Annotated in this window: 25 protein-coding genes and 1 tRNA gene; 22 read left to right on the forward strand and 4 right to left on the reverse strand. The window is 40.7% G+C overall.

The features are described from left to right. Nucleotides 1-54 precede the first annotated feature (54 nt). The 18 genes from ACVPPQ_RS06850 (at nt 55) to ACVPPQ_RS06935 (ending at nt 21,122) form a co-directional block, all read left to right on the forward strand. A complete protein-coding gene (locus ACVPPQ_RS06850) occupies nt 55-1,116 on the forward strand; it encodes a YveK family protein (protein ID WP_463493540.1) in 1,062 nt (353 codons plus the stop codon). Between the two features lie 21 nt (nt 1,117-1,137). Next, on the forward strand, nt 1,138-2,070 hold the full coding sequence (locus ACVPPQ_RS06855; RefSeq protein WP_463493542.1) for a glycosyltransferase family 2 protein: 933 nt from the start codon (nt 1,138-1,140) through the stop codon (nt 2,068-2,070). A 27-nt stretch (nt 2,071-2,097) separates the two neighbouring features. Then, entirely contained in the window at nt 2,098-2,967 is an 870-nt protein-coding gene (gene rfbA / locus ACVPPQ_RS06860) for a glucose-1-phosphate thymidylyltransferase RfbA (protein ID WP_463493544.1), read from the forward strand. 15 nt (nt 2,968-2,982) lie between these two features. Further along, entirely contained in the window at nt 2,983-3,564 is a 582-nt protein-coding gene (gene rfbC, locus ACVPPQ_RS06865) for a dTDP-4-dehydrorhamnose 3,5-epimerase (protein WP_463493546.1), read from the forward strand. 18 nt (nt 3,565-3,582) lie between these two features. Next, a complete protein-coding gene (gene rfbB / locus ACVPPQ_RS06870; protein WP_463493548.1) occupies nt 3,583-4,611 on the forward strand; it encodes a dTDP-glucose 4,6-dehydratase in 1,029 nt (342 codons plus the stop codon). Between the two features lie 34 nt (nt 4,612-4,645). Further along, nucleotides 4,646-5,590, forward strand: coding sequence for an SP_1767 family glycosyltransferase (locus tag ACVPPQ_RS06875; protein WP_463493550.1), 945 nt, complete (start codon nt 4,646-4,648; stop codon nt 5,588-5,590). Between the two features lie 2 nt (nt 5,591-5,592). Continuing rightward, nucleotides 5,593-6,486, forward strand: a complete 894-nt coding sequence (locus ACVPPQ_RS06880; protein WP_254680154.1) for a glycosyltransferase family 2 protein — start codon at nt 5,593-5,595, stop codon at nt 6,484-6,486. A gap of 20 nt (nt 6,487-6,506) precedes the next feature. Beyond that, complete coding sequence (locus tag ACVPPQ_RS06885; RefSeq protein ID WP_463493552.1) at nt 6,507-7,904, forward strand: O-antigen ligase family protein; 1,398 nt, start codon at nt 6,507-6,509, stop codon at nt 7,902-7,904. Then, nucleotides 7,897-9,009 (forward strand): UDP-galactopyranose mutase, encoded by a 1,113-nt coding sequence (glf, locus tag ACVPPQ_RS06890; RefSeq protein ID WP_463493554.1) that lies wholly within the window; start codon nt 7,897-7,899, stop codon nt 9,007-9,009. The genes ACVPPQ_RS06885 and glf overlap by 8 nt, the downstream gene beginning before the upstream one ends. A gap of 2 nt (nt 9,010-9,011) precedes the next feature. Further along, on the forward strand, nt 9,012-10,421 hold the full coding sequence (locus ACVPPQ_RS06895; RefSeq protein WP_463493556.1) for a flippase: 1,410 nt from the start codon (nt 9,012-9,014) through the stop codon (nt 10,419-10,421). Between the two features lie 2 nt (nt 10,422-10,423). Then, entirely contained in the window at nt 10,424-11,266 is an 843-nt protein-coding gene (gene rfbD, locus ACVPPQ_RS06900) for a dTDP-4-dehydrorhamnose reductase (RefSeq protein ID WP_463493558.1), read from the forward strand. Nucleotides 11,267-11,275: 9 nt separating this feature from the next. Next, the gene (locus ACVPPQ_RS06905) at nt 11,276-12,076 is read left to right on the forward strand and encodes a glycosyltransferase family 2 protein (protein WP_463493560.1); all 801 of its coding nucleotides are present in this window, start codon (nt 11,276-11,278) and stop codon (nt 12,074-12,076) included. 94 nt (nt 12,077-12,170) lie between these two features. Then, a complete protein-coding gene (locus ACVPPQ_RS06910) occupies nt 12,171-13,637 on the forward strand; it encodes a nicotinate phosphoribosyltransferase (protein WP_463493562.1) in 1,467 nt (488 codons plus the stop codon). A gap of 50 nt (nt 13,638-13,687) precedes the next feature. After that, a complete protein-coding gene (gene nadE / locus ACVPPQ_RS06915; RefSeq protein ID WP_463493564.1) occupies nt 13,688-14,515 on the forward strand; it encodes an ammonia-dependent NAD(+) synthetase in 828 nt (275 codons plus the stop codon). 493 nt (nt 14,516-15,008) lie between these two features. Then, nucleotides 15,009-17,675, forward strand: a complete 2,667-nt coding sequence (locus tag ACVPPQ_RS06920) for a calcium-translocating P-type ATPase, PMCA-type (protein WP_463493566.1) — start codon at nt 15,009-15,011, stop codon at nt 17,673-17,675. Nucleotides 17,676-17,971: 296 nt separating this feature from the next. After that, nucleotides 17,972-18,406, forward strand: a complete 435-nt coding sequence (locus tag ACVPPQ_RS06925) for a hypothetical protein (RefSeq protein ID WP_413476437.1) — start codon at nt 17,972-17,974, stop codon at nt 18,404-18,406. Nucleotides 18,407-18,478: 72 nt separating this feature from the next. Further along, nucleotides 18,479-20,656, forward strand: a complete 2,178-nt coding sequence (locus ACVPPQ_RS06930; RefSeq protein ID WP_463493568.1) for a Tex family protein — start codon at nt 18,479-18,481, stop codon at nt 20,654-20,656. 1 nt (nt 20,657) lies between these two features. Then, a complete protein-coding gene (locus tag ACVPPQ_RS06935; protein WP_463493570.1) occupies nt 20,658-21,122 on the forward strand; it encodes a SprT family protein in 465 nt (154 codons plus the stop codon). A gap of 55 nt (nt 21,123-21,177) precedes the next feature. On the opposite strand, the gene ACVPPQ_RS06940 is transcribed toward ACVPPQ_RS06935, so the two are convergent. Both ACVPPQ_RS06940 and ACVPPQ_RS06945 read right to left on the reverse strand, forming a co-directional pair. Then, entirely contained in the window at nt 21,178-21,771 is a 594-nt protein-coding gene (locus tag ACVPPQ_RS06940; protein WP_056950627.1) for an ECF transporter S component, read from the reverse strand. A 120-nt stretch (nt 21,772-21,891) separates the two neighbouring features. After that, nucleotides 21,892-21,976: transfer RNA gene (locus ACVPPQ_RS06945), tRNA-Leu, on the reverse strand. Between the two features lie 92 nt (nt 21,977-22,068). Here ACVPPQ_RS06945 and ACVPPQ_RS06950 point away from each other — a divergent pair. After that, nucleotides 22,069-22,545, forward strand: a complete 477-nt coding sequence (locus tag ACVPPQ_RS06950) for an N-acetyltransferase family protein (RefSeq protein WP_463493572.1) — start codon at nt 22,069-22,071, stop codon at nt 22,543-22,545. Nucleotides 22,546-22,583: 38 nt separating this feature from the next. On the opposite strand, the gene ACVPPQ_RS06955 is transcribed toward ACVPPQ_RS06950, so the two are convergent. Beyond that, nucleotides 22,584-23,222 (reverse strand): hypothetical protein, encoded by a 639-nt coding sequence (locus tag ACVPPQ_RS06955; protein WP_025083253.1) that lies wholly within the window; start codon nt 23,220-23,222, stop codon nt 22,584-22,586. A 312-nt stretch (nt 23,223-23,534) separates the two neighbouring features. Here ACVPPQ_RS06955 and ACVPPQ_RS06960 point away from each other — a divergent pair, with 312 nt between their 5' ends. Both ACVPPQ_RS06960 and ACVPPQ_RS06965 read left to right on the forward strand, forming a co-directional pair. Beyond that, complete coding sequence (locus ACVPPQ_RS06960) at nt 23,535-23,735, forward strand: cold-shock protein (protein ID WP_025083252.1); 201 nt, start codon at nt 23,535-23,537, stop codon at nt 23,733-23,735. Between the two features lie 67 nt (nt 23,736-23,802). Next, nucleotides 23,803-24,258 carry a GNAT family N-acetyltransferase gene (locus tag ACVPPQ_RS06965; RefSeq protein WP_463493574.1) on the forward strand — a complete coding sequence of 152 codons (456 nt, stop codon included), beginning with the start codon at nt 23,803-23,805 and terminating at the stop codon, nt 24,256-24,258. Nucleotides 24,259-24,335: 77 nt separating this feature from the next. Here the strand turns inward: ACVPPQ_RS06965 and ACVPPQ_RS06970 are convergent, their stop codons facing one another. Then, nucleotides 24,336-25,325 carry a Gfo/Idh/MocA family protein gene (locus ACVPPQ_RS06970; protein ID WP_463496349.1) on the reverse strand — a complete coding sequence of 330 codons (990 nt, stop codon included), beginning with the start codon at nt 25,323-25,325 and terminating at the stop codon, nt 24,336-24,338. A gap of 241 nt (nt 25,326-25,566) precedes the next feature. Between ACVPPQ_RS06970 and ACVPPQ_RS06975 the strand changes: the two genes are divergently transcribed. Further along, on the forward strand, nt 25,567-26,154 hold the full coding sequence (locus ACVPPQ_RS06975) for a glycoside hydrolase family 73 protein (protein WP_051552816.1): 588 nt from the start codon (nt 25,567-25,569) through the stop codon (nt 26,152-26,154). Nucleotides 26,155-26,276: the final 122 nt, after the last annotated feature.

Here is a 26,276-nt window from a genome sequence, read left to right on the forward strand (position 1 = left end):
ATGGTATCCTTAAATGTGTTTATGCACATAAAAAAGTGATGAGGTCTAATTAAAATGAATAAGAAATATAGTGTGGACGAGGCATTAACCCAAATGATGACAGTTAAGAATGCTGTAATGGTCATTGTAACAGCAATTGTTTTTGTTATTCTGGGGCTACTTTTAAGGGGACATGGTAGTGCTGCAACATCATATGAAACAATCTCTAAATTGCAGGTAACGCAGTATGCTGAAAATGAAAAAGTAATGACGTTAAATAGTAGTGATCCCGTTTTTCTAAATACTTATTTAGAGAATTTAAAAAATAAACAAACACAAAAAACAGTTAAAAAAGAACTCGCTAAAAAGGATTTAAAATTATCCGTCGCTGAGATTGATTCAATGATGTCGATTGAATCCGTTCCCCAAACGACGATTTTAAAGTTGAAGATATCAGGGGATACTAAAAAAACGGTTAAATTAGTCAGCCGGGCTTATAATCAAGTCGCCTTGCAACAATATAAAAAAGATATGAAAACTGGGTCAGTCAAAGTCGTTGATTCTGAATATTCTAAAAAGACAACCATCACCCGCATGAGTACTAAAAAAGTCGTTTTCTTTGCAGGTGTTTTAGGGCTATTCTTGTCAGCTGGTCTAATTTTCTTACGCAAATATTTTAATCAAAAAATTGTCAATCGCCATTTTATTGAAAATCGCACAGTGACACCGGTAATTACTGATGTTAGTGAAAATAACGTTCAAGAAATTGCAACGGATCTGATTGCTCGTATTCAAAATGATTATCAAGTAATTGGTGCGACAGTCACTGATGAATCACAGGTTGAATTATTAAATCGGGTGGTTAATCAGTTAAAAGAGTGGCAGTTTAACATTAAACAGGTGACCGCTCAAATAGCGTTTACTGAAGAAACCACAATAATCCCAGAAACCGAAGATCAATTGATTTTAGTGGTTGGTCATTTAGAGATACCGCAAGAACGTTTAGCGTTAACTAAGGTAGACGCCATGTTTACAGTGGTACAGGCTAAGGTAACGACTAAGGATCAATTGTTGGCAATCATTAAATTTACAAAAGAGGCAACAATTCCGTTTATTGGTAGTTTGTATCTTAAATAAAGCGTTCAGGAGGCATTGATAGTGGCAGACAAAATAGCAATATTATTATCCACTTATAATGGCGAACAATATTTACCAGAACAAATTGAATCCATTATTAATCAATCGAATCAGTCTTGGGAGCTATTTATTAGGGACGATGGGTCAACGGACCAGACATTGACGATTCTTAAGCAATATCAAAGTAATCCTAGAATTCATTGGATTAACGAAAATACGCCCGCTAATCGTGGGGTTATTGGCTCATTTTTTGAATTGTTACAAGCAGTTGAAGCTGATTATTATATGTTTTGCGATCAAGATGATGTTTGGTTACCCCAAAAGGTGGCATTGACGTTGGCTAAGATGCAAGTTATCGAAAGTCAGAATCAACAGCAACCGATTTTAGTCCATACTGATTTGAAAGTGGTCGATCAGGATTTAGAAATTAAGAGTGAATCAATGGTTAAAACCCAGGACTTAGATCCGCAAGCCACGTTTGGCCGGTTCTTAGTTCAGAATTCCGTAACAGGCTGCACCGTCATGATTAATCAAAATTTGAAGAATCGTTGCCAAAAGATTGATTTAAACCATATTCAAATGCACGATTGGTGGTTTGCATTAGTAGCCAGTGCTTTTGGAAAGATTGGTTTTGTTAATCAAGCGACTATTCTATATCGACAACACGGCAATAACCAAGTGGGTGCTAAGAGTAGTTTTAATGAATTACTAACACGTAAGCATCTATTTAAAAAAACGAAATCAATGTTAGAAGCTGCAATGGAACAGGCGGGAGAATTTGCTAAACAATATCCAAGCTTGCCGGTAGATAAAGTTGAAATGATTGATTTCTTCCAAGACGTGACCCAGGTTAGCAAACCTAAAAGATATCAAAGACTTAAGCAGTACGGTATCTTAAAGAGTGGTTTTGGACGCAATGCATTTTATATTCTGCAGATATTAACATGGTCATAGTTGCTATTTGAAAGGGGATTTTTGACGATGAAAGGTATTATTCTAGCTGGTGGTTCAGGCACGCGTTTGTATCCAATCACCCGAGCACTATCTAAACAATTGATTCCAATTTATGACAAACCGATGATTTATTATCCCATGTCCGTTTTAATGTTGGCTGGGATTCAAGATATTATGGTGATTTCAACACCGACTGACACACCACGTTTTGAAGAATTATTTGGTGATGGTCATGATTTAGGTTTAAATATTGAATATGCGGTTCAAGACAAACCCAATGGTTTGGCCGAAGCGTTTATCCTAGGAGCTGACTTTATCGGCGAAGATTCAGTTTGTTTGATCTTAGGCGACAACATCTATTACGGTGGTGGCCTTTCAGAAATGCTCCAACGCGCTGCTCAAAAAGAGACTGGCGCGACCGTCTTTGGTTATCATGTTAATGATCCCGAACGTTTTGGGGTCGTTGATTTTGATGAAAATATGCACGCTAAATCAATCGTTGAAAAACCAGAACATCCGGCTAGTAACTATGCCGTAACGGGTTTATATTTCTATGACAACCAGGTTGTCGAAATCGCTAAGAATATCAAGCCATCACCACGCGGTGAATTAGAAATTACTGATATCAATAAAGCTTATCTTGAAAAAGGCGAATTAGATGTTGAATTAATGGGTCGTGGTTTTGCCTGGCTCGATACCGGCACCCACGATTCTTTACAAGAAGCCAGCAGTTTTATTGCGACCGTTCAAAAACGGCAAAACTTAAAGGTCGCTTGTTTGGAAGAGATTGCTTATCGGATGCATTACATCGATAAAGCCAAAGTCATTGAATTAGCGCAACCGCTCAAGAAGAACGATTACGGTCAATATTTATTAAGATTAGTCGCAGAAGATTAGAGGAGCGTATTAAAAATGGGCAAGTTAAAAGTCACAACTACAAAGTTACAAGATGTTAAGTTGATTACACCAGCGGTGTTTGGTGACAATCGGGGATTCTTTATGGAATCTTATTCGGATCAAGATTTTAAAGACGCTGGGATTGATTTTGATTTCATTCAAGATAACCATTCATTATCGACTCAAGCCGGTGTTCTTCGCGGCCTACATTTCCAACGGGGTCAAGCTGCCCAAACGAAATTAATTCGGGTCGTTACTGGGGCTGTTTTAGATGTCATCGTGGATGTTCGTGCTGGTTCACCGACGTATGGTCAATGGGAAGGATACATCTTGTCAGCTAGTAACCATCGTCAATTACTTGTTCCAAAGGGTTATGCGCATGGTTTCGTAACGTTAACGGATGATGTGAACTTCCTTTATAAATGTGACAATCCGTATAACGCTGAAGCCGACGGCGGCATTTCATTTAAGACGCCAGAGTTAAATATTGACTGGCCAATTGATTTTGACCAAGCAATCACTTCAGAAAAAGATGCTGCACAACCAACCTTTACTGAATTTGAAAAAGATAATCCGTTTGTTTACGGTGAGATTTAAAGAAAGAGGTCAATCAAGATGAAAAACATTATTGTTACTGGTGGGGCCGGTTTTATCGGTTCTAACTTTGTCCACTATGTGGTTAATAATCACCCTGAAGTGCACGTCACGGTTTTAGATAAATTAACGTACGCCGGCAACCGTGCGAACTTAGCTGGTTTACCAGCTGATCGCGTTGAATTAGTCGTTGGTGATATTTGTGACGCACCATTGGTCGATTCATTAGTTCAAAAGGCTGACGCGGTTGTCCATTATGCCGCTGAAAGTCACAATGATAACTCTTTGAAAGATCCGTCACCGTTTATTCAAACCAATATTATTGGTTCATATACGTTGATTGAAGCTTGTCGTAAATATAATGTTCGTTATCATCACGTTTCAACGGATGAAGTTTATGGTGATTTACCATTGCGTGAAGACCTACCTGGTCACGGCGAGGGCGTGGGAGAAAAATTCACCCCTGAAACCCGTTATAATCCAAGTAGTCCTTATTCATCATCAAAGGCTAGTTCAGACTTGTTGGTCCGTGCTTGGGTCCGTTCATTCGGTTTGCAAGCAACGATTTCTAACTGTTCAAACAACTACGGTCCTTACCAACACATTGAAAAATTTATTCCCCGCCAAATTACTAATATTTTGAGTGGCATTCGGCCTAAATTGTATGGTTCAGGTCAAAACGTCCGTGATTGGATTCATACCAATGATCATTCAAGTGCCGTTTGGGCGATTTTAACCAAAGGTAAGATTGGTGAAACTTATTTGATCGGCGCCGATGGCGAACAAGATAATAAAACCGTTCTTGAATTGATGCTTGAATTAATGGGGCAACCCCAAGACGCTTACGATCAAGTTAAGGATCGTCCGGGTCATGATTTACGTTATGCGATTGATTCAACCAAATTACGTGAAGAATTGGGCTGGCAACCAGAATTTACCGATTTCAAATCAGGCTTACAACATACGATTGATTGGTATCGGGAACATGAAGACTGGTGGCAAGCTGAAAAAGCAGCCGTTGAAGCAAACTATGCTAAAAATGGTCAATAAAAAATGAATAGACTAAGAATAGGATGACTTAACAGTGGAGAAGATTAAAAATACAAATTTGTATAATCGTTTTCTAACATCGCCAATGTATAACTTTGTGATGGGATTAAAACATCCTATTTTGCTTGGTCGATATTTGAAGTATCAGCAGTCAGCCGATAAACCAAATGTGGTTGATTTAGAAAAGACGTTAAACCAAATTGCAACGCAAAAAATGTCAGTGACTCGTTTTGGAGATGGAGAATTAAAATGGCTGCTCAACGAGAACAGTTATGCTTTTCAACAGAATTCGCAAGCGTTGAGTGACCGACTTAAAGAAGTGCTGTTGGCCACGGATGCACCGAATTTGGCAGTTTGTATCCCGGATGTTTTTGATGGTTTGAACCAATATATGCCTCAAAACAAGAATGCTTGGATTGAACTCATTGCACGGTATTATCCAGCTTGGCAACCGTATCTGAATAAGCAAGCAACTTTTTATGATGCTAATTTAAGTCGATTCTATATTGATCGTCGGGATAAATCACAAACGGCCCATTATTTTACATTACTTAAACAGATTTGGCAGAATCGTGAAGTGGTAATTGTGGAAGGCGAAGCGACTCGTTTTGGGGTGGGCAATGATTTATTGGCCAATGCGCAATCTGTACGGCGGATTTTATGCCCCGCCCAAAATGCATTTGACCGTTATTCGGACATTATGGCGACGATTCAAACGCACGTAACACCGGATGCGTTAATTCTAATTGCATTGGGGCCAACCGCCACTGTGATGGCGTATGACTTAGCCAAATTGGGGTATCAAGCAATTGATATTGGACATGCCGATTTAGAATATGAATGGTATCAAATGAAAGCGACCCAAAGAGTTAGTTTAAATGATCGGTACGTGAATGAAGTTGCGGGTGGCAATCAAGTTGCGGATAACGTTTCACCTGAATATCACGCTGAAATCATGGCAACAATCGGAGAGGAATAATTATGGAATCAAATAATCGTAATATTTGTGCGGTCTTAGTGACCTATAATCGGCTAACTTTGTTAAAAGAATGTTTGGCTGCACTAGAACAAAATGAAAATGTTGCACACATCGTCATTGTTAATAATAAAAGTACGGATGGGACTGCTGAATATTTAGCAACGCTTGCGGATGCTAAATTTATTATTAAGAATTCGGATGAAAACTTAGGTGGTGCAGGTGGCTTTGCTCATGGACTTGCGATGGCTTATGAACAAACTAATGACCAATATTTCTGGATTATGGATGATGATACGATTCCTAATTTAGACGCAGCTCACCATTTATTGAATAAAGCAGCGTTATTGGATAATAACTTTGGCTTCCTATGTAGTAATGTACGTTGGTTAGACGGGACGTCATGTAATATGCCGATGCCGGCTTTTGAATGGCCAGATAAAATTAATGATGGCTTAGTTGCGGTTAGTCAAGGCACCTTTGTATCAGTATTCTTAACCCGGGAAATAGTAGCGCAATACGGGATTCCAACCCAAGAATTATTTATTTGGGGTGATGATACGGAATATACAATTCGCGTCAGCCAGGCGAAACCATCGTATTTCGTTATTGATAGCGTAGTCGTCCATAAGACCCCCAATAATTTAACCGATATTACCATTTTTAATGATTCAAAAGATCGAATCAATCGTTATTTCTATTTATACAGAAATTTGATTTATATCAGTAAGTTGTATAAAGGTAAAGGTGCGACAGTCAAGTTAACTATTCGACACATTATTTATGCTTTGTCGACATTGGGGAAAGCTAAAGATAGTCGGTTTAAACGAGCGGGTGCCATTTTGAAGGGGACGTTTACGGGATTAGGATTTAATCCGAAAATTAAACGTGTTGATTAATATCAGATAGTGGGTAGCGTATGGAACAGTTATTAATTTTAATGAGTATTATCCAGAAGAACGTCTTAAATATTCCTTTCTTTTCGCAAACCGCATTTTTAGGAATATTGATCATTATTTATCGACGAGTGGTTGATCACGTTTCGTTAGAACCGCTGGATAATTTGAAAATCAGACATTATGCGTTTATTGGGTTAGTCATGATTAGTCAATTTTTGGCTTTTATTGGTTTGACCAATGAGGGTTACGGTTTGGGCAGTATTCTAAAAAAATTTGTGATTGCGATGATTACTGTTGCGAACTTCATAATCATCTATTTTGTGATGAATATGTTGATGCGGCATGATTACCAAGTTAAAAAAATTGTCACCGGCAATTTTTGGGCTTTTGTGTTGTTAATTGGTATCTGTTTAATTCAAATTATCTATGTCTTTTTAGGTGGACGTTTGGAAAGTATTGTCGAATTGATTGGTCGCCATTTAGAATTTCATAATGTTTTAAATCCCGGCTCATTTGAAAAAGTCAGTTATGCCCAAAGTACACAACGCGTTAATGGCCTGTATGCAGAATCCGGTTTCTTAGCGGGTGTTTTGGCAATTGGTTTTGCGCCGTTCATCCTGAGTGCAATGAAAAATAAAGTTAATTTATTTTTCCCGAATAAACAATATCATAGTTGGTTCTATTATGGTTTGTTTGCTGTTTTAGTTGGTGTTTTGGTATTAGCGAAGACTAGTACGGGTATCTTGGCAGTTGGCGTCATTGCGTTATTGTTGTTGTGGGCGGTTAAAGGTCGAGAACGATTGAATCTGATTATTTTATACTTAATCGCGGGTGCTTTATTAGCGATAATTGTGATGAAGGTTCCCGCCTTGAAGAATATGTTACTGAGCTTTACGGTCGGTAAAACTGATTCAGATTCAACAACTATGCGTTTATTAGCCACCCAAGCCGTGTTTATTACGTTATTCAAAAATCCACTTGTTGGGGTTGGTTTTGGTCAAACGAGTCATTTTAATTTTATTAATGCCCCAGCTGCGGTTAAAAAATTAGCAGAATATCAATTGTTTTTAAAAAATAAAGATTTTCCCGATCAAAGTGCTTGGGGTTCTGTGCTAGCCCAATTCGGGTTAGTCATAGGTATTATTATTATCATCTATGTTATTCATTTGTTACTTGATTTAAAACGATCAACGAACTGGTTACAAACGCGACAAATTAGTGACTATCAGTATGACCGTGCGATTTACGATAGTGCCGTATATTTTATCATTATCTATCTTATTTTGGGCATGTTATCAATCCAATGGTCTTTTGATTTATTCATTTTAATGTTTTTCTTCTTTGTTAATTTCAGACATTATCTTAATCGGAAAATAACAAAGCATTTAAAAGAAGGCGAGGTCTATTTACATGACTAATTATCTAGTAGTGGGTTCTGGTTTGTTTGGCGCAACATTTGCCTATGAAGCGGCTAAACGCGGGAACCACGTTAAAGTAATCGAAAAACGCGATCACATCGCTGGTAACATCTACACCAAAGAAGTGGATGGCATTCAAGTCCACCAATATGGTGCGCATATTTTCCATACTAGCAACAAAGAAATTTGGGATTATATCAATCAATTTGCCGAATTCAACCGTTATACCAACAGTCCAGTCGCTAACTATAAAGGCGAAATCTACAATTTACCGTTCAACATGAACACGTTCAATAAGTTGTGGGGCGTGGTAACACCAGCTGAAGCTGAAGCTAAGATTGCGGAACAACGTAAAGTATTAGGTGGCAAAGAACCTGAGAATTTGGAAGAACAAGCCATTTCGTTAATCGGAACGGATGTCTATCAAAAACTGATTAAGGGTTATACGGAAAAACAATGGGGCCAAAAAGCGACGGACTTACCATCGTTTATTATTCGCCGGTTACCAGTTCGTTTGACGTATGACAACAACTATTTTAACGATACATACCAAGGGATTCCAATTGGTGGGTATACGCAAATTATTGAAAAGATGTTGGCCAGTGATTTAATCGACGTCGAAACAGGTGCTGATTTCTTCGACCAAAAACAAGCGTACATTGACCAATACGATAAAGTCATTTTCACCGGCATGATTGATCAATTCTTTGATTATCAATTAGGCGAACTCGAATACCGGAGTTTACGATTTGAAACCGAAGAAAAAGACGTTGATAATTACCAAGGTAACGCGGTAGTCAATTATACGGATGCTGAAACACCTTACACCCGGATTATCGAACACAAGCATTTTGAATTTGGTAAGGGCGATAAGAATAAAACCATCATTACCAAGGAATACCCAGCTGATTGGTCACGTGGTGACGAACCTTATTACCCAATTAACAACGACCAAACTAACCGTTTATACAAAGCGTATCGTGATTTAGCCCAAACTGAACCCAAAGTGGTCTTTGGTGGCCGTTTAGGCCAATACCGTTATTACGATATGCATCAAGTCATCCACGCTGCGTTACAAGTGGTCAAAGATGAACTAAAGGATTAACCATGAAAATTATTAAAAATTATCTCTATAATGTTTTTTACCAAGTCTTTGTGTTATTAGTGCCGTTAGTCACGATGCCCTATATTGCCCGAGTATTGGGGCCAACCGGGGTTGGGATTAATTCGTTTACCAATTCAAATACACAATATTTTATCTTGTTAGGTAGTATTGGGGTTTCGTTGTATGGTAACCGGCAAATCGCCTATTATCGAGATAATCGCGCTAAAGCTTCCCAGATTTTTTGGGAAGTTTTTCTCATGCGAATGATCACAATTGTGATTGCATTAGGTGCGTTCTTTGTCTTCTTAGGGTTTGTCCAAGATTACCATCAAGCGTACGTCATGCAAGCCATCTTGATTGTCGCAGCGGCTTTTGATATTTCGTGGTTCTTTATGGGCTTTGAAAACTTCAAAGTGACCGTCTTACGAAATATTATTATTAAGTTAATCTCATTGGCCTGTATCTTTATTTTTGTGAAGGGCAAAGGTGATTTAACCTTATATATTGCGATTTTATCAATTTCACAACTCATTGGAAATTTAACCTTATTCCCGTATTTGAAACATTACATCAACTTACCTAACTGGCGGGAGTTAAAGATTTGGCAACATTTTAAACCTTCAATGGTTTTGTTTGTGCCCCAAATCGCGACTCAAGTTTATTTAATCTTAAATAAAACGATGGTCGGAAAAATGGTGTCGGTCGAAGCGGCTGGTTTTTACGATAATTCCGATAAGATTGTCAAGATGGTTTTGGCGATTGTCACCGCCACGGGAACCGTGATGTTACCGCGGGTCGCCAATACATTCGCCAAAGGCGATCATGAACAGGTCAAAAAGTATCTCTATCAATCGTTTGATTTTGTCAGTGTGATTTCGGTACCATTGATGTTTGGGATTGCGGCGATTGCGCCTAAATTTGCGACGATGTTCTTCGGTAAAGCTTTCGCGCCGGTCGGGCCCTTAATGATGTTGGAATCCGTTGTGATTCTATTAATCGCATGGAGTAACGTCTTAGGCGTTCAATATTTATTACCAACCGGTCATAATCGTGAATTTACGATTTCAGTCACGATTGGAGCCATCGTTAACATTATTTTAAATATTCCGTTAATTTTATGGATAGGCACCCAAGGTGCGATGATTGCGACGGTCCTTTCAGAAGTCAGTGTGACGGCTTATCAATTTTACGTGGTACGCCATGATTTAGACCTCGGCCAAATGGCTCAGGAATTATGGAAATATTTATTGGCCGGGTTCATGATGTTTGCGGTGGTACTGTACATGAATTTAACGATGCCGTTTAGTATGGTTAAATTAGTGATTCAAGTGCTGATAGGCATTGTGATATATGGCGGCGTATTATTATTAACGAAACCAAAAATTTTAAATTACATTAAGCGAGGAAAATAACGATGGAAATTTTAATTACCGGCGCTAATGGTCAACTAGGGACCGAACTACGTCATTTACTAGATGAAAAACAAATCGAATACGTTGGGACGGACGCAGCTGAATTAGATATTACGGATGCAGCGGCGGTCACAACTTATTTCGAAGCGAACCAACCTAAAATTGTATACCATTGTGCGGCTTATACCGCCGTTGATGCGGCCGAAGAAGAACCTGGCAAATCAATCAATTACAAAGTTAACGTGATCGGTACCCAAAATATTGCCAATGCCGCTGAAGCGATTGGCGCAACGTTAATCTATATTAGTACTGATTACGTGTTTGATGGTACCAATGATCAAATGTATAAAGAAGATACACCAGCCGCACCAAAGAATGAATATGGTCGCACGAAGTTGGCTGGCGAAGAAGCCGTTGCGAACACGATGAGTAAGTATTACATCATTCGGACCTCATGGGTCTTTGGTGAATACGGTAAGAACTTTGTTTACACGATGCTCAACTTGGCGAAAACGCATGATCATTTAACGGTTGTTAGTGATCAAGTTGGTCGCCCAACTTGGACGCGGACGTTAGCTGAATTCATGACCTATGCGCTTGAAAACAACGTGCCTTATGGCTTGTATCAATTATCAAATGATAATTCATGTACGTGGTATGAATTTGCCAGTGAAATTCTCAAAGACAAAGCGGTCGAAGTCAGTCCGGTCACATCAGAAGAATATCCGCAAAAGGCTTACCGTCCACGGCATTCAATCATGGATTTGAGTAAGATTAAAGCAACCGGCTTTGAAGTACCAACTTGGCAAGATGCGCTCCACAAATTTATGGCAAAAATTGATTAGGATGAGACGATGAATAAGACGCTAAATCAAACGGTGACAATTAGTATTGTGACTTATAATAGTCAGTATGTTTTTAAAACGTTAGATAGTATTCAAGCAGCGGTACTGGGACACTATCCGGTTAAAGTATTGGTTCATGATAATGGCTCAGAGGCTGATTATATTGCGCAATTGAAACAATATCAATCAGCCGATATTGAGATCATTGAAGGCCACGATAATGCTGGCTTTGGTCATGGGCACAATGCGAACTTGGCGTTGACGACATCCGATTATTTTTTGATTTGTAATCCAGATATTATTCTCAATGAATCAGCTTTCAAAGCGATGTATGAAACCTTATTGGACCAGGAAGATGAATCAATTGCGATGTTGACGCCGAAGATTGTCGGGCCGGATGGGACCGTGCAACATTTGGTTCGTCAGCGGTTAGACGTTTTTGACTATATGCTACGGTTCGTCCCGTTTAAATTTGTTAAGCAGTTATTTGCTAAACGATTAGCGGCCTACGAATGTCGGGATTTAACCGACGAACGGCAAGTGATTAAATACGGTTCTGGCGCTTTCATGTTTACGAAAACAAACGTCATTCGTGAGATCGATGGTTTTGATGAACGCTTTTTCATGTATTTTGAAGACAATGATTTATGTGATCGGATTAATCAAAGTAATCATCAAATTCTATACGTGCCCGATGCGGTCGTCACCCATTTCTATGGGATGGCGTCCCATCGCAGTTTTGGTGGCTTTAAGATTTTCATCAAATCAATGGTGCAATATTTTAATAAATGGGGCTGGCGCTTCTTTTAAACAAAAAAAGACGGTAAAAACCGTCTTTTTTTGTTTGCACGTTTTATTTTATGATATAGTTAATACCAAATATGTCTACAATTAGGAGCGCGAAATGCAAAAATTATATCCTGATGATAGTTTGTTATTACACACAGACTTGTATCAGCTCAATATGATGTTAACTTATTTCAAGAAGGGCTTGCACAATCGAACAGCAGTTTTCGAATGTTACTTCCGCAAATTACCGTTTGAAAATGGTTATGCTATTTTTGCTGGCTTAGAACGAATTGTCAATTATTTAGAGAATTTACATTTTACGGAAAGCGATATTGATTATCTGCGCGATGAAGTCGGTTATCCCGCTGATTTTCTAGATTATCTAGAAAATTTAAAGTTTGATTTAACGATTCGCTCCGCGGTTGAAGGCGAACTGGTCTTTGGCAACGAACCGATTCTACAAGTTGAAGGGTCACTGGCCCAATGTCAGCTAGTTGAAACGGCGTTGTTGAATATCGTCAATTATCAGACGTTGATTGCGACCAAAGCCGCCCGGATTAAAATGGTCGTTGGTAAAGACCCCATTATGGAATTTGGGACCCGACGCGCGCAAGAAATGGATGCGGCATTATGGGGCACCCGGGCGGCTTATATTGGTGGTTTCGATGCAACGAGTAACGTTCGTGCTTCGAAGATTTTTGGGATTCCTGCGAGTGGCACGCATGCGCATTCATTGGTTCAAACTTACCGGAACGATTATGGCGCTTTTCGCGCTTATGCTGAAACCCATCGTGACTGTGTCTTTTTAGTGGACACTTACGATACGTTAAAAAGTGGCGTGCCGAGTGCGATTCGGGTTGCTAAGGAAATGGGCGACAAAATTAATTTCCAAGGCGTCCGGATTGATAGCGGCGATATGGCGTACATTTCAAAACGGGTCCGTCAACAATTGGACGAAGCGGGTTTCACCGAAGCGAAAGTCTATGCCTCCAATGATTTAGATGAAAAAACAATTCAAAATTTGAAGATGCAAGAAGCCAAGATTGACGTTTGGGGGATTGGAACCAAATTGATTACGGCTTATGACCAACCCGCTTTAGGCGCTGTTTATAAGATGGTGTCAATCGAAAATGCCGATGGTCAAATGGAAGATACGATTAAATTATCGAGCAACGCTGAAAAAGTGTCGACGCCTGGGCGTAAGCAAGTTTGGCGGATTACCAAACAAGTCGATCACAAATCAGAAGGCGATTATATTACGTTGTGGGATGAAGATCCGTTGGAACAAGAGTCGATTTACATGTTCCACCCCAACTATACGTACATTAACAAAACAGTGACAGATTTTGATGCGCGGCCTATTCTACGGACGATTTTTGATCGGGGACAACGTGTTTATACATTGCCTGAAATCAATGCCATCAAAAAATTCTGTACCGAGAATTTGAATTCGCTATGGGATGAATACAAGCGGAATTTGAACCCACAAGATTACCCAGTTGATTTATCGCAACGGGCTTGGGATCATAAGATGAATTTAATCCATCAAGTTCGTGAAGATGTTCAGAACTTACATTTTTAAAAGATTGAAGCGTAATAGACTGATGGTAATTAGTCTAAAGGAGAATGAAGATGCGACCATTACAAACAGCGATTATTGCAGCCTTAAAAACACAACCAACGATTGATCCGGCAGTTGAAATTCGGCGTTCAGTCGATTTTTTAAAGGATTATTTATACCAAAATACGTTTTTAAAAACGTATGTGTTGGGAATTTCAGGGGGCCAAGATTCAACTTTGGTTGGCGCGTTGGCTGAAAAAGCAATGCAAGAAATGCGGACCGAAACGAGTGATCAAGCCTATCAGTTTATCGCCGTTCGCTTACCCTATGGTGAACAAGCTGATGAATCAGACGCGATGGCGGCGATTGACTTTATGCAAGCGGACCAAACAAAGCGGGTCAATATTAAAGCATCGGTTGATACGATGGTCGCTGCTCTAGCTGAAACCGGTGTGACCGTGAGTGATTTCAATAAAGGAAATATCAAAGCCCGGGTGCGGATGATTGCGCAATACGGGATTGCCGGTGAAAATCAGGGAGTTGTTTTAGGCACCGATCATTCTGCTGAATCAATCACCGGTTTTTACACGAAATTTGGCGATGGTGGCGCTGATTTGGCGCCTATTTTCCGATTAGATAAACGCCAAGGCCAAGCATTATTAGCAGAACTAGGCGCACCGACGCATTTATACGAGAAAATACCGACTGCCGATTTAGAAGAAGACCGACCAGCGTTACCGGACGAATTAGCGTTGGGCGTGACTTATCAAGAAATTGATGACTATTTAGAAGGCCGAGAAGTTTCAGAGACGGCGGCCGAAAAAATTGAAAATTGGTACCAAAAAACAGAACACAAACGTCATTTACCAATAACGGTATTTGACACATTCTGGAAGTAAGCGTGTTTAGTTGCGTTTAGCAACTGAGCATTAACAGAAAATCGCCGGTTATCTTGAACTTAAGATAATTGGCGATTTTAGGTTAAGCGGAGGTTGTTGCAACTAAAAAGCGCGTTATGGAAGAGTGCTGGTTCGAACTGATCAGGCTTTGAGCATTAGCCTAGTTTCGCAAATAAAGTCTTGGAAAAACTTTATTTGCGAAACGTAGCTAGGCGCAGAAGTCTGCGAACCAAGGCACGTTTCAGGTGAGCACACGTTCCCCGTTAATCCCACTCAAGTTTGCAATCTTTTTATAACAAATTACTTGCGTTTTGAATTGGTTATGCCTTATAATAGGATTAACGATAAGGGAGTAACTGGCAGCCTAGCTGCGATAACGCCACCAACAAGACAATATTCTGGTGTTATCTTAATTAGTGAGACTTATGGGAATTCTTTGAATTCCTGTAAGTCTCTTTTTTTACCCCTGAGTTTATAATAGGAGGCGTAATACATGACGGAAACACAATACTTTACACAATCACCGGAGCAGACTTTAACGGCTTTGGAGACCAGTTCTGAAGGGTTAAGCACGACACAAGTTGCGACTCGGTTAGAACAAAATGGGAAGAATCAGTTAACTGAAAAGAAACGGAAAGGCTTAGTGATTCGTTTTTTAGAACAGTTTAAAGATTTCATGATTATTGTTTTATTAGTGGCAGCGATGATTGCTGGCTTTTTAGCACATGAATGGCCGGATGCGTTTATTATTTTAGCCGTGGTCATTTTAAATGCGGTTTTTGGCGTTTTTCAAGAAGCTAAAGCGGAACAGGCGATTGATGCGTTAAAAGAAATGGCGACGCCCGATGCACACGTACGTCGGAACGGTCAGATTGTTAAAATTAAGAGTGAAGATTTAGTTGTCGGCGATATCGTTTTATTAGAAGCTGGCGATATTGTCCCGGCCGATTTGCGCTTGATTGAATCAGCGGCCTTAAAGATTGAAGAATCGGCCTTAACCGGTGAATCAGTGCCAGTCGACAAACAAATTGGTGTATTGACCGATGCTGAAAGTGGTATTGGCGACCGAACGAATATGGCGTTTATGAATAGTAACGTCACTTACGGTCGTGGGCTAGGCGTTGTCACTGCAATTGGGATGCAAACCGAAGTTGGTCGGATTGCGGGCATGTTAAACCAAGCGGATGAAACAACGACACCGTTACAAATGAACTTGAGTCAATTAGGTAAAACCTTAACGATTATGATTTTAATTATTGCAGCGATTGTCTTCGTGGTCGGTTATCTACGCCACGCGCAATCACCAATTAATATGTTATTAACGGCGATTTCGTTAGCGGTTGCGGCAATCCCAGAAGGCTTGCCAGCAATTGTCACGATTATTTTGGCTTTAGGAACGCAAAAAATGGTGAAACGGAAGGCACTTGTCCGTAAATTGCCCGCTGTTGAAACGTTAGGTAGTACCGACATTATCGCGTCTGATAAAACCGGAACTTTAACCATGAACCAAATGACTGTCGAAAAAATCTTTACCAATAATCAATTACAAGATGCATCGGCTGCATTGCCAGCTGATAATTTAACGTTGAAGATTATGAATTTAGCCAACGACACCAAGATTACTGAAGAAGGCCAAATGATTGGCGATCCGACTGAAACGGCGTTAGTGGCTTACGGTCAATTGAAAGACTTTAATCTACAACAAACTTTAACGGACTTGCCACGAGTGGCTGAAGTACCGTTCGATTCAGAACGGAAATTAATGTCGACTATTCATCAACAAGCCGATGGTCAATTCTTAATGACGACCAAGGGCGCACCCGATGAATTATTCAAACGAGTTAGTCATTATATCGATCAAAATGGCGAAATCCAAGTCTTTGATGACACTGAAAAAGACTTCTTATTACAAACCAACCACAACCTGGCCAAACAAGCCTTACGGGTCTTGGCGTTAGCTTACCGAATCTTGCCTGAAAAACCAACGACCGTAGACGAAAGTTTAGAGCAATCGTTAGTCTTTGCCGGGTTAGTAGGGATGATTGATCCTGAACGGCCAGAAGCCAAACAAGCCGTTACTGATGCGCATTCAGCCGGGATTCGGACTTTAATGATTACTGGTGATCACCGCGATACAGCTGAAGCGATTGCGCTTCGTTTAGGAATCATTAAAGACGATGAACACGCTGATGCTGCCGTGATTACGGGTGCTGAATTGGATCAATTAGATGATCAACAATTTGCTGATCAAGTTGAACAATACGCGGTTTATGCACGGGTGGCACCAGAACATAAGGTCCGGATCGTGAAAGCTTGGCAGAAACACGGTAAAGTGGTTGCCATGACCGGTGATGGTGTCAATGATGCGCCGGCCTTGAAATCAGCGGATATCGGGATTGGTATGGGGATTACGGGGACTGAAGTGTCTAAAGGGGCCAGTGATATGGTCTTAGCAGATGATAATTTCTCAACGATTGTCGTTGCGGTTAAAGAAGGCCGAAAAGTCTTTGCCAATATCCAAAAATCAATTCAATATCTCTTATCAGCAAACTTGGGTGAAGTTTTAACCTTGTTTATGATGACCATATTAGGTTGGCAGATTTTACAACCAGTGCATATCTTGTGGATTAATCTAGTCACAGATACGTTCCCAGCGATTGCCTTGGGGGTTGAACCGACTGAACCCGGTATTATGGATCAAAAACCACGTGGTCGTAAATCAAACTTCTTCTCAGGTGGCGTTTTCCAAGCGATTATCTATCAAGGGTTATTAGAAGGTGGGATTACGTTAGCGGTTTATGCGTTAGCAATCACCTATCCCGTGCATCAAGCAAGTGGTTTAGCACATGCGGATGCCTTGACGATGGCGTATGCAACGTTAGGGTTGATTCAACTCTTCCACGCGTTTAACGTTAAATCAGTCCACCAATCAATCTTTACGGTCGGGTTATTCAGAAATAAATCATTTAACTGGGCGGTCCTAGCATCATTTGTCCTATTGGCAGCAACGATTATGGTACCGGGCCTAAACGGCTTATTCCACGTTTCACATTTAGATTTATATCAATGGGGCATTGTCATCGCCGCTTCATTCTTATTAATCGTCATCGTAGAAATAGTAAAATTCTTCCAAAGAAGAAAGAGTGCTGGTTCGAACTGATCAGTCTTTGAGGATTAACCTAAAAGCAACAATTATGGGCGATTTTACCCATGATTGTTGCTTTGTAGTTAACCGGAAAAGGCTAGTTCGAGAAGCACGTTTAAGAAAGAGTGCCGCAGCTCGCGGGTAAATTTTGAATCAATCAGTTTTTGAGGATTTAAAAATGGGTCAATCATAGTGAATTTAACTATGGTTGGCTTTTTTGGATGCAGAACGCATCGGTCGATTTCAAACTTTTAATTGCAAGCCGTTATTAGAATTAGTATACTAAAGCATAGGATATTAGGAGGATTAACATGAATAAAACACAACAAAAGATGGCGCACTACGGTCAAGCCGTTAATGATTTAATCGATACAACTGAAAAAGCCCAAGAAGGCATGAGTAAGTATTTCGCACCTTTGAAGGAAGCTTTATCAACTGGTAAATTAGCTGAAATGAGCGAACAAGATTATCAAACAACTGCTCAAATTTTCCGCGATGGCGTTGATCAATATCACGAAGCATTGGCTAAGTTTAAGACCGTTGCCGTTCCTGCTCGCTTGATGGGGAATAATCAACGCTTAATGGGCGCTTACAGCGACTTCATTCAAGCTTGCGAAGATTTGATTACAAGTATGCACGATGATCAAACAATCGACATGCAGGCTTTTGTGGCGTCAGAAATGCGTCAAGATGCAGCGACTGATCAATTTTCTAAATATATTGAAAAAATTTCAACGCTCGCTTAAAGTAGATGAGAACAGTTTCCAGCGTGGAAGCTGTTTTTTTGATTGCATCAAAATGATGAGGAGATAACGAGTATGACTGACATTCAACAATTAGTAACTGCCCAATTAACGCAATACCAACCGAAACAAATTAAAGCCACTTTAGGATTGCTCGCCGAAGGCAACACCGTCCCCTTTGTGGCGCGTTATCGGAAGGAACGAACGGGGAGTTTAGACGAAGTTCAAATTCGTGAAATCGAAAGTACGTTTGACTATTTAACGACGTTAGAAAAACGTCGAGCTGATATTATTAAAAATATCACGGAACAACAGAAATTAACGCCACAATTACAAAAACAAATCGAAACAGCTAAACAACTGCAAGTTTTGGAAGATTTATACTTACCGTATAAACAAAAACGTCGAACGAAAGCCACAATTGCCAAGGAAGCTGGTTTAGAACCGTTAGCCGACGCGATTGAAAAAACACCTAATTGGTCGGAAGCGACGTTACAAGCCAAGGCGGCTGAATTTATTAATCCTGAACAGGATTTAACGAACCAGACGGCCGTTTTAGCGGGTGTTCATGAAATTCTAGCCGAAAAAATCAGTGAAGTCGCTACTTTTAGAGAATGGACGCGTCAATACACTTGGCGCAATGGCGAATTAGTTAGCCAATCTAAAGATGACGAAAAAGATGACAAACAGGTTTATCAAATCTATTATGATTTTACGGCGCCCTTGGCTAAAGTCGCTGATCATCAATACTTAGCGATTGCGCGTGGCGAACGCGAGGGCATTCTGAAGGGTAAGATTCAAATTAACGATGCGATGATCACGGGCCATATCGCGCAAGCATTATTCAGGGGGCAACAAACCGCTAGTACGGCTTTGATTCAAATGGCGATTGAAGATGCCTATAAACGCTTTATTGGCCCGGCGATTGACCGTGAATTACGAAAACAATTAAAAATCAAGGCTGACCAACAAGCGATTGCCGTTTTCGGCGATAATCTAAAGCATTTATTATTACAACCGCCATTAAAGGGCAAAGTCGTGTTAGGCTTTGATCCGGCGTATCGGACGGGTTGTAAACTGGCCGTGGTTGATGGCACGGGCAAGTTCTTAGATAAGTTGGTTATCTATCCGCATAAACCGGCTTCGGCTAAACAACGAGCAGCTGCCACTGATGAATTTAAAAATTTTCTACTCAAATACCACGTTGAAATGATTGCAATTGGTAACGGAACCGCTAGTCGGGAATCTGAAGAATTTGTCGCGGACATTTTAAAAACAATTTCCTGGGAAATTTTTTACGTAATTGTCAATGAAGCGGGGGCCTCAGTTTATTCGGCGAGCGATACGGCGCGTGCTGAATTTCCAGAGTTACACGTTGAAGAACGGAGTGCGATTAGTATTGCCCGCCGTCTACAGGATCCATTGGCAGAATTGATTAAGATTGATCCACAAGCAGTTGGCGTGGGCCAATACCAACACGATGTGGCGCAAAAAGAATTGACGGCGCAATTGGATACCGTGATTGAAGATGTGGTTAATAGTGTCGGCGTTAACGTTAATACGGCCAGTCCACAATTATTACAGAAAATTTCAGGTTTAACCGGCACGACGGCGCAAAATATTGTGCAGTATCGTGATGATAATGGGTTATATCAAAAACGCAGTGACTTGAAGAAGGTACCACGATTAGGACCCAAAGCTTATGAACAAGCGATTGGTTTTTTACGGATTATCAACGGGACGAATCCACTCGATAATACTGATATTCATCCTGAAAGTTACGTTGCCGCTAAGGCCATTCTAAAAACCGTGAAATTAACATTGGCGGCCTTAGGTACACCAGAACTACAACAAGCGATTCAACAACAGTCGTTTGAAGTATTGATGGCCGATTTAGAACTCGGTGCTGAAACCTTGCAAGATGTCTTAGCCGGTTTACAGAAACCGGGTCGAGATTTACGGGATCAAATGACGGCCCCGTTGTTACGTCAAGATGTTTTGACGATGGCTGATTTGAAACCAAATATGGCCTTGGAAGGGACCGTCCGCAACGTGATCGATTTCGGCGCGTTTGTGGATATTGGCGTTAAGCATGATGGGTTAGTCCATATTTCACAATTGGCCAATCATTTTGTGAAACATCCTTCTGATGAAGTCGCGGTCGGTGATATTGTCCAAGTCTGGGTGTTGAGTGTCGATCAAGAACGGGAACGGGTGCAATTAACCATGAAGGCCCCTAAAACCAACGACTAAGATGACGGATCAAGAACTGACACAACTGATTCAAAACATCTCATTGACCGCATTTCAGCAGCCATTTGAGCACCAGGCTAATTTTAACCGACGACTAAAGACGACGGGGGGCCGGTATCATCTGGGCGACCATCATATTGATATCAATCCCAAGATGTTAACGGAACATGATCAGGCGACATTAGTGGGTGTGATTAAACACGAATTGTGTCATTATCATTTGCACCTAGGCCATCAAGGTTATCGTCATCGAGATGTTGCTTTTAAACAATTGTTGCAACAAGTTGGTGGTGCACGATATGCACCGCCTAGTTTAAAAAAAGTTAAAACCCGTAAGATTGAAACGTATCGTTGTCAAAGTTGTGGTCAGGTCTATCAACGCCAACGTCAAATTAATGTTGACCGCTATGTCTGTCGTCTTTGTCGCGGCCGATTAGTGCATCTCAAGACTGAAATTAGTGAATAAAAATAGGCATGCTTATCCGGAGTATTCAGGATAAGCATGCCTATTTGATTACTTATTAACGTTTAAACCGCATGAGTGGTGTGCCAATTAATGGGGTGACAATGCCTGCAAGGATTGCTTCCATGATGGCATTAACGGCAACCGCCGCCAACATCACGATGATTAAACGGCTAGGATCGGTATGGTACATGCCAGATGCTTGATGGCTGTAGAAAACCCAAGTTAGCAAAATAACTAACGTCGTATTCACCAAGGCACCTAAGACACCGGCCAAAGCCATTGCGCCGGGTTTGGTAATTCGAGAATGTTGTAGGTGTTCAAAAGTAATTCCCGCAACGGTGCCGACTAAGACCCGGGGTAAAATCGCGATAATCGGATTTTGAAAAATCAGTAAGGACAACGGATCGCCTGGGGCGGTGTAAGCTTGGATGAGGGATAGAATCCCCCAGATTAACCCCAGCGTTGAACCGCCACGTGTGCCAAGAATGACAGCACCAAGAATGACGGTTAAGTGGACGGTCGTGACTGCCGGTAATCCGGGGATGATGTTGATATAGCCAACCATTGGCACGAAACTTTGAACTAATAGTAACGCCGTTAAAATCGCTAGAATACTAATACGATAGGCGGATGAATTTTTATGAGTCATAGGGATATTCCTCTCATGTTGATTTACTGATATTATAGCCATTTACCGGTTTAGATTCAATCAATCGCTTTAAGCACAAAAAAACGAGGCCCTAAAGACCTCGTTCTGGTTAAAAATGAATGCGGGTGAGAAGACTCGAACTTCCACCGGGAAAATTCCCGACAAGATCCTTAATCTTGCGCGTCTGCCATTCCGCCACACCCGCGACACTTGCATTATGACTTGATGCCACGTACATTAGTATAAGAGAATTTTGTTTTGAAGTCAATTGTTATTTAATAACCAGGAGGATTCAAGATGATTGAATTAGCGACTTTAGCCGATATTGCGGCATTAACACGTCAGTATCAACAGTTAACGACTGAAATGCATCAATTACAACCAACCACTTATCAAGCCAACTATAGTCCCGATTTTTTTGAATGGGAGAAAATGCTGACCGACCCCAATCAAGCGGTGTATGTGCAACGAATAAGTGACCAACAAATAGCGGGGTTCTGCCATGTGACAACGGCGCGGACCACTGATTCAGCGCTATTTATCCCACATTATTTTGCCTACTTGACTGCACTATTCGTCCAACCTGAAGTACGACGGACTGGTGTGGCTAGTCAACTGATTCAAGCAGCTCAAGCGTGGCAACAAACGCAACAACTGGCTTATCTAGAATTGACAACGTTGGGGAATAATCAAATTGCCACCCAACTCTATCAAAAATTGGGTTTTGTCACCCAAAATAGCACGCTACGATTAGCGAGCGATAAAAACGCATGAAAACCGGCAATTAGTTTTGGTGGTTTTCATGCGTTGCTTTACTTCAAGCCCGTTTGCACTTTCTTGATTTGCGCCGTCACGGTGTTGATATTGACTTTAGCGATTTCGGCTTGTTGATAAACTGAACTATAAAACTGATTTAAGCGATTAATCGGCGATTCCAAATCAGTAGAGGTTGCTTTGGCATCTTGATGATCAGCATAGAAATCAGCTTCTGCAGTAACCGCGGCTTGATAGAAATTAGAAAGCGTCGTGTAATCGAGTGTCGAAATCTTAATACTTTGATTTAAATCTTTAATGGCTTCAGTTGGTAAGTCGGCATTATCCTGTTTGGCGACTTTCAATAAACGTTGTGCAACTGGTTTGAGCGCTTTTTGTTGGTCTTTCAAGGTCTGATAAGCGTCAGCTCGTTTGGCCGTTGCTTGGGCCATCTTAGTCGTCGGGACTTCTAATAGATTTTGATCAGGATATTGTTTTTGGATTTTAAGATAAGCAACCGACTCACTCTGACCAGCTGACTCAAGTGCCGTTAACGCTGTCTGCTGGGTAGCCGAAATCTGTTGGAGTGATTTAAGATCTTCTTTAACTTGTTGTTTAGTATTGAGCGGTTGATCGCAGCTCGCTAAGAAGAAGACGAGGGCGAGAATGGGCAGGAATCGTTTTAAATTTTTTAACATGATTAATGCACTCCAATGGTTTGAGAATATGTTTCTATCTTAGCGTAAAAAAGCGAAAATGCCAAATGATTTCCTATTAATTAAAAGGCGAAACATAGTGAGACATTAAATTGAAAAGGTTTGATAAAACTGAATAGAAAACGTTTTATTTTTCAATCTAAAAGGTTGTTAATGCTTTTTTTCTGTGTTACACTATGTTTGTACTTTTTGAAAGGTTATGGTTCGATAGTTTTCAAAAGAACTTTCTTCCATTGTACCGACAGAAATACACAAATATATACGTGTCATTACGACACAAGGAGGATTTTTCTCATGGAAAACGGAACTGTAAAATGGTTTAACGCAGAAAAAGGTTATGGCTTTGTAACTCGCGAAGATGGTAGTGATGTATTCGTACATTTCTCAGCTATCCAAGGCGACGGTTACAAGACGCTTGAAGAAGGTCAAAGCGTTTCTTTCGATATCGAAGAAAGCGATCGCGGCCCACAAGCTGTTAACGTTAACAAACTTTAATATACTAAATTAACCAAAGCGGCTGGGAACAGTCGCTTTTTTTGTGGATTAGAAAGTAGGCATGAACATGTTAACTTATCAAAAAATTGCGGTCCAAAAGCGCCATGCATTGATGGCTTATTTATTGATTGGCGATGCGGAAGAAGCGATGGTTCAACGTTATTTAAGCTACGGGCAATTGTGGTTGTTGCAAGATAACGGTCAAATCATTGGTGCATTGCATTATGTACCAGCTGGTGCTAAACGCATTGAGATTAAGAATTTGGGCATTCTCCCAGAGTACCGACGACACGGTTATGGTCGGCAAGCAATTGAACTACTAATCGAACAACTCAGTAATCAGGATTATCATCAATTAGTGGTTGGTACTGGGGATGCTAGCTTTGAAGCCATCGCTTTTTACATGCATCAAGGCTTCCGCTTTAGTGACGTTCGGCCTCGGTTCTTTGACCAATATCAAAGGCCAATTATTGAAAATGGAATTCAATTACAAGATATGGTTGTCCTGCATAAAGAATTGTGAGGGACTGATTGAGTCAGGGTCAAAAATAGGCGTTTGATTTCGATTTTGAAATCAAACGCCTATTAATATGGGCTGTATTATTTTAAATCTTCGGGTTTTTCGAACGGATAAACAAATCCCCATTGTGCGCGGGCATCAGTCATGATGTCCATCACATCACTCGTGAGTTCAAGGGTGTGATTGGGTTGATGACCACGAACGGTTTCTTGGAAGTCGTGGACTTCATAATTCATGGCGTTAGAGGCATCACCAGCTTGAATCGTTTCCGTTTGACCATCTGGCAGGGTCAGTGTGGCTTGATCAGGACGGGGATAGTCATTGACTGTAACATAGCCGTTTTCGTAAACCAGTACGCCTTGTTTGGGCATTTTAGCGTGTAAATTCAAAGTGACCGTCACCATTTCATCGTGTGCGTTATTTAATAATAAGGTCGATTGTTGATCAACGCCCGATTCAGCGGGTACCCATTGGGTCGCGATTAATTCAGGTTTGGCCGTCAACATCCGGCGGGCAAAGGCTAAGGCGTAAACGCCAATGTCTAACATCGCGCCACCAGCCAAGGCTGGATTGAAGAAACGGTTGGTTGGATCAAGTTCTTTATAGCTACCAAAGGCGACTTGGATTGATTTTAAAGCGCCTAACTGGCGGGCTTTTTGTTGAGCTTCAATCTCATCAAACAGTGGCATGTGATAAATGGTCATTGCTTCGGCCAATACCAAATTTTTTTCAGTGGCAAGCGCCTTAGCAGTTGCTAATTCATGGCGGTTCATCGTAATCGCTTTTTCACTGAAGACGTGTTTACCGGCGTTTAAACTGGCCATAATCCCTTCAAAATGAAAATTATGCGGCGTTGCAATATAGATGATATCAATGGCGGGATCGGCTAACATTTCGGCATAACTACCATAAGCGTGTGGAATCCCGTATTGAGTGGTAAAGGCAGTCGCTTTCTCGAGTGACCGTGAAGCGGCCCCATAAATTTGACCATCAGGTTGATCGAAATAAGTGGCGAAACTGCCGGCGATGTTGCCTAGGCCCATAATACCCCAGTTGAGTGTTGTCAAAATTAATCAGTCCTTTATATTGAAATCGAATACATGCCATATTATAACAAGAAAGCGATTGAATAGGAATTAATGTTGTTTATGCAAATCGTTGGTTATCTGTTATTTTTTGTGTACAATGTAGGGATAGATTGAATTCAAATGAGGCAGATTATTGGCAACTAAAAAAAGAAAAACACCGAATAAAAAGCGGCGCACCGTTAAAAAGTATGTTTCTAAAAAACGACAACCAACTGATTGGTTAGTGGTTGTTTTAGTGGCTCTTTTTACGATTGGTGTCGGGCTCGTTTTATTGGTCCAGTATCACGGCGAACAAATGCAAGCCCGGTTAGCAAAAGAAGCGAAACAAGAACAACTCTCTAAAGCCGCTCAAAAACAGCAGTTCATTAAGAAAATGGTCCCTTACGCTCAGAAATTACAAACCGACTATCACGTGTTACCGAGTATCACACTAGCCCAGGCTATTTTGGAAAGTGATTGGGGGAAAAGCACGTTAGCAGCGGATTATCATAATTATTTTGGGATTAAGGGGGATGACCCAGCCAACACTAAAGCGATGACGACTAAAGAGTATTTAAATGGGCAATGGATTACGACGACCGCGCGGTTTAGAGTCTATGATGATTATCAGGCGTCGATGTTGGATCACGTGTTGCTGTTTGCCAAAGGGACGACGTGGAATCCGAATCAGTACCAACACGTGATTGCGGCGACGGATTATCAGCAAGCCGCTGCGGCGTTAAAACAAGACGGTTACGCGACTGATCCGGACTATCCGGCAAAGCTGATTGAAATTGTTAAAACCTATCAACTAAATCAATATGATCAATAATCATCAAAAAGTGCATGACAATCGGCTAAATCGCATAATTTAGCTTGTTGCGTGCTTTTTTTTATGGTAACCTATTTTTAATTCTATTTCAGAAAATAGCATTCAGGGCAACTATTAAAGTG

The organism is Latilactobacillus parafuchuensis, assembly GCF_055271665.1.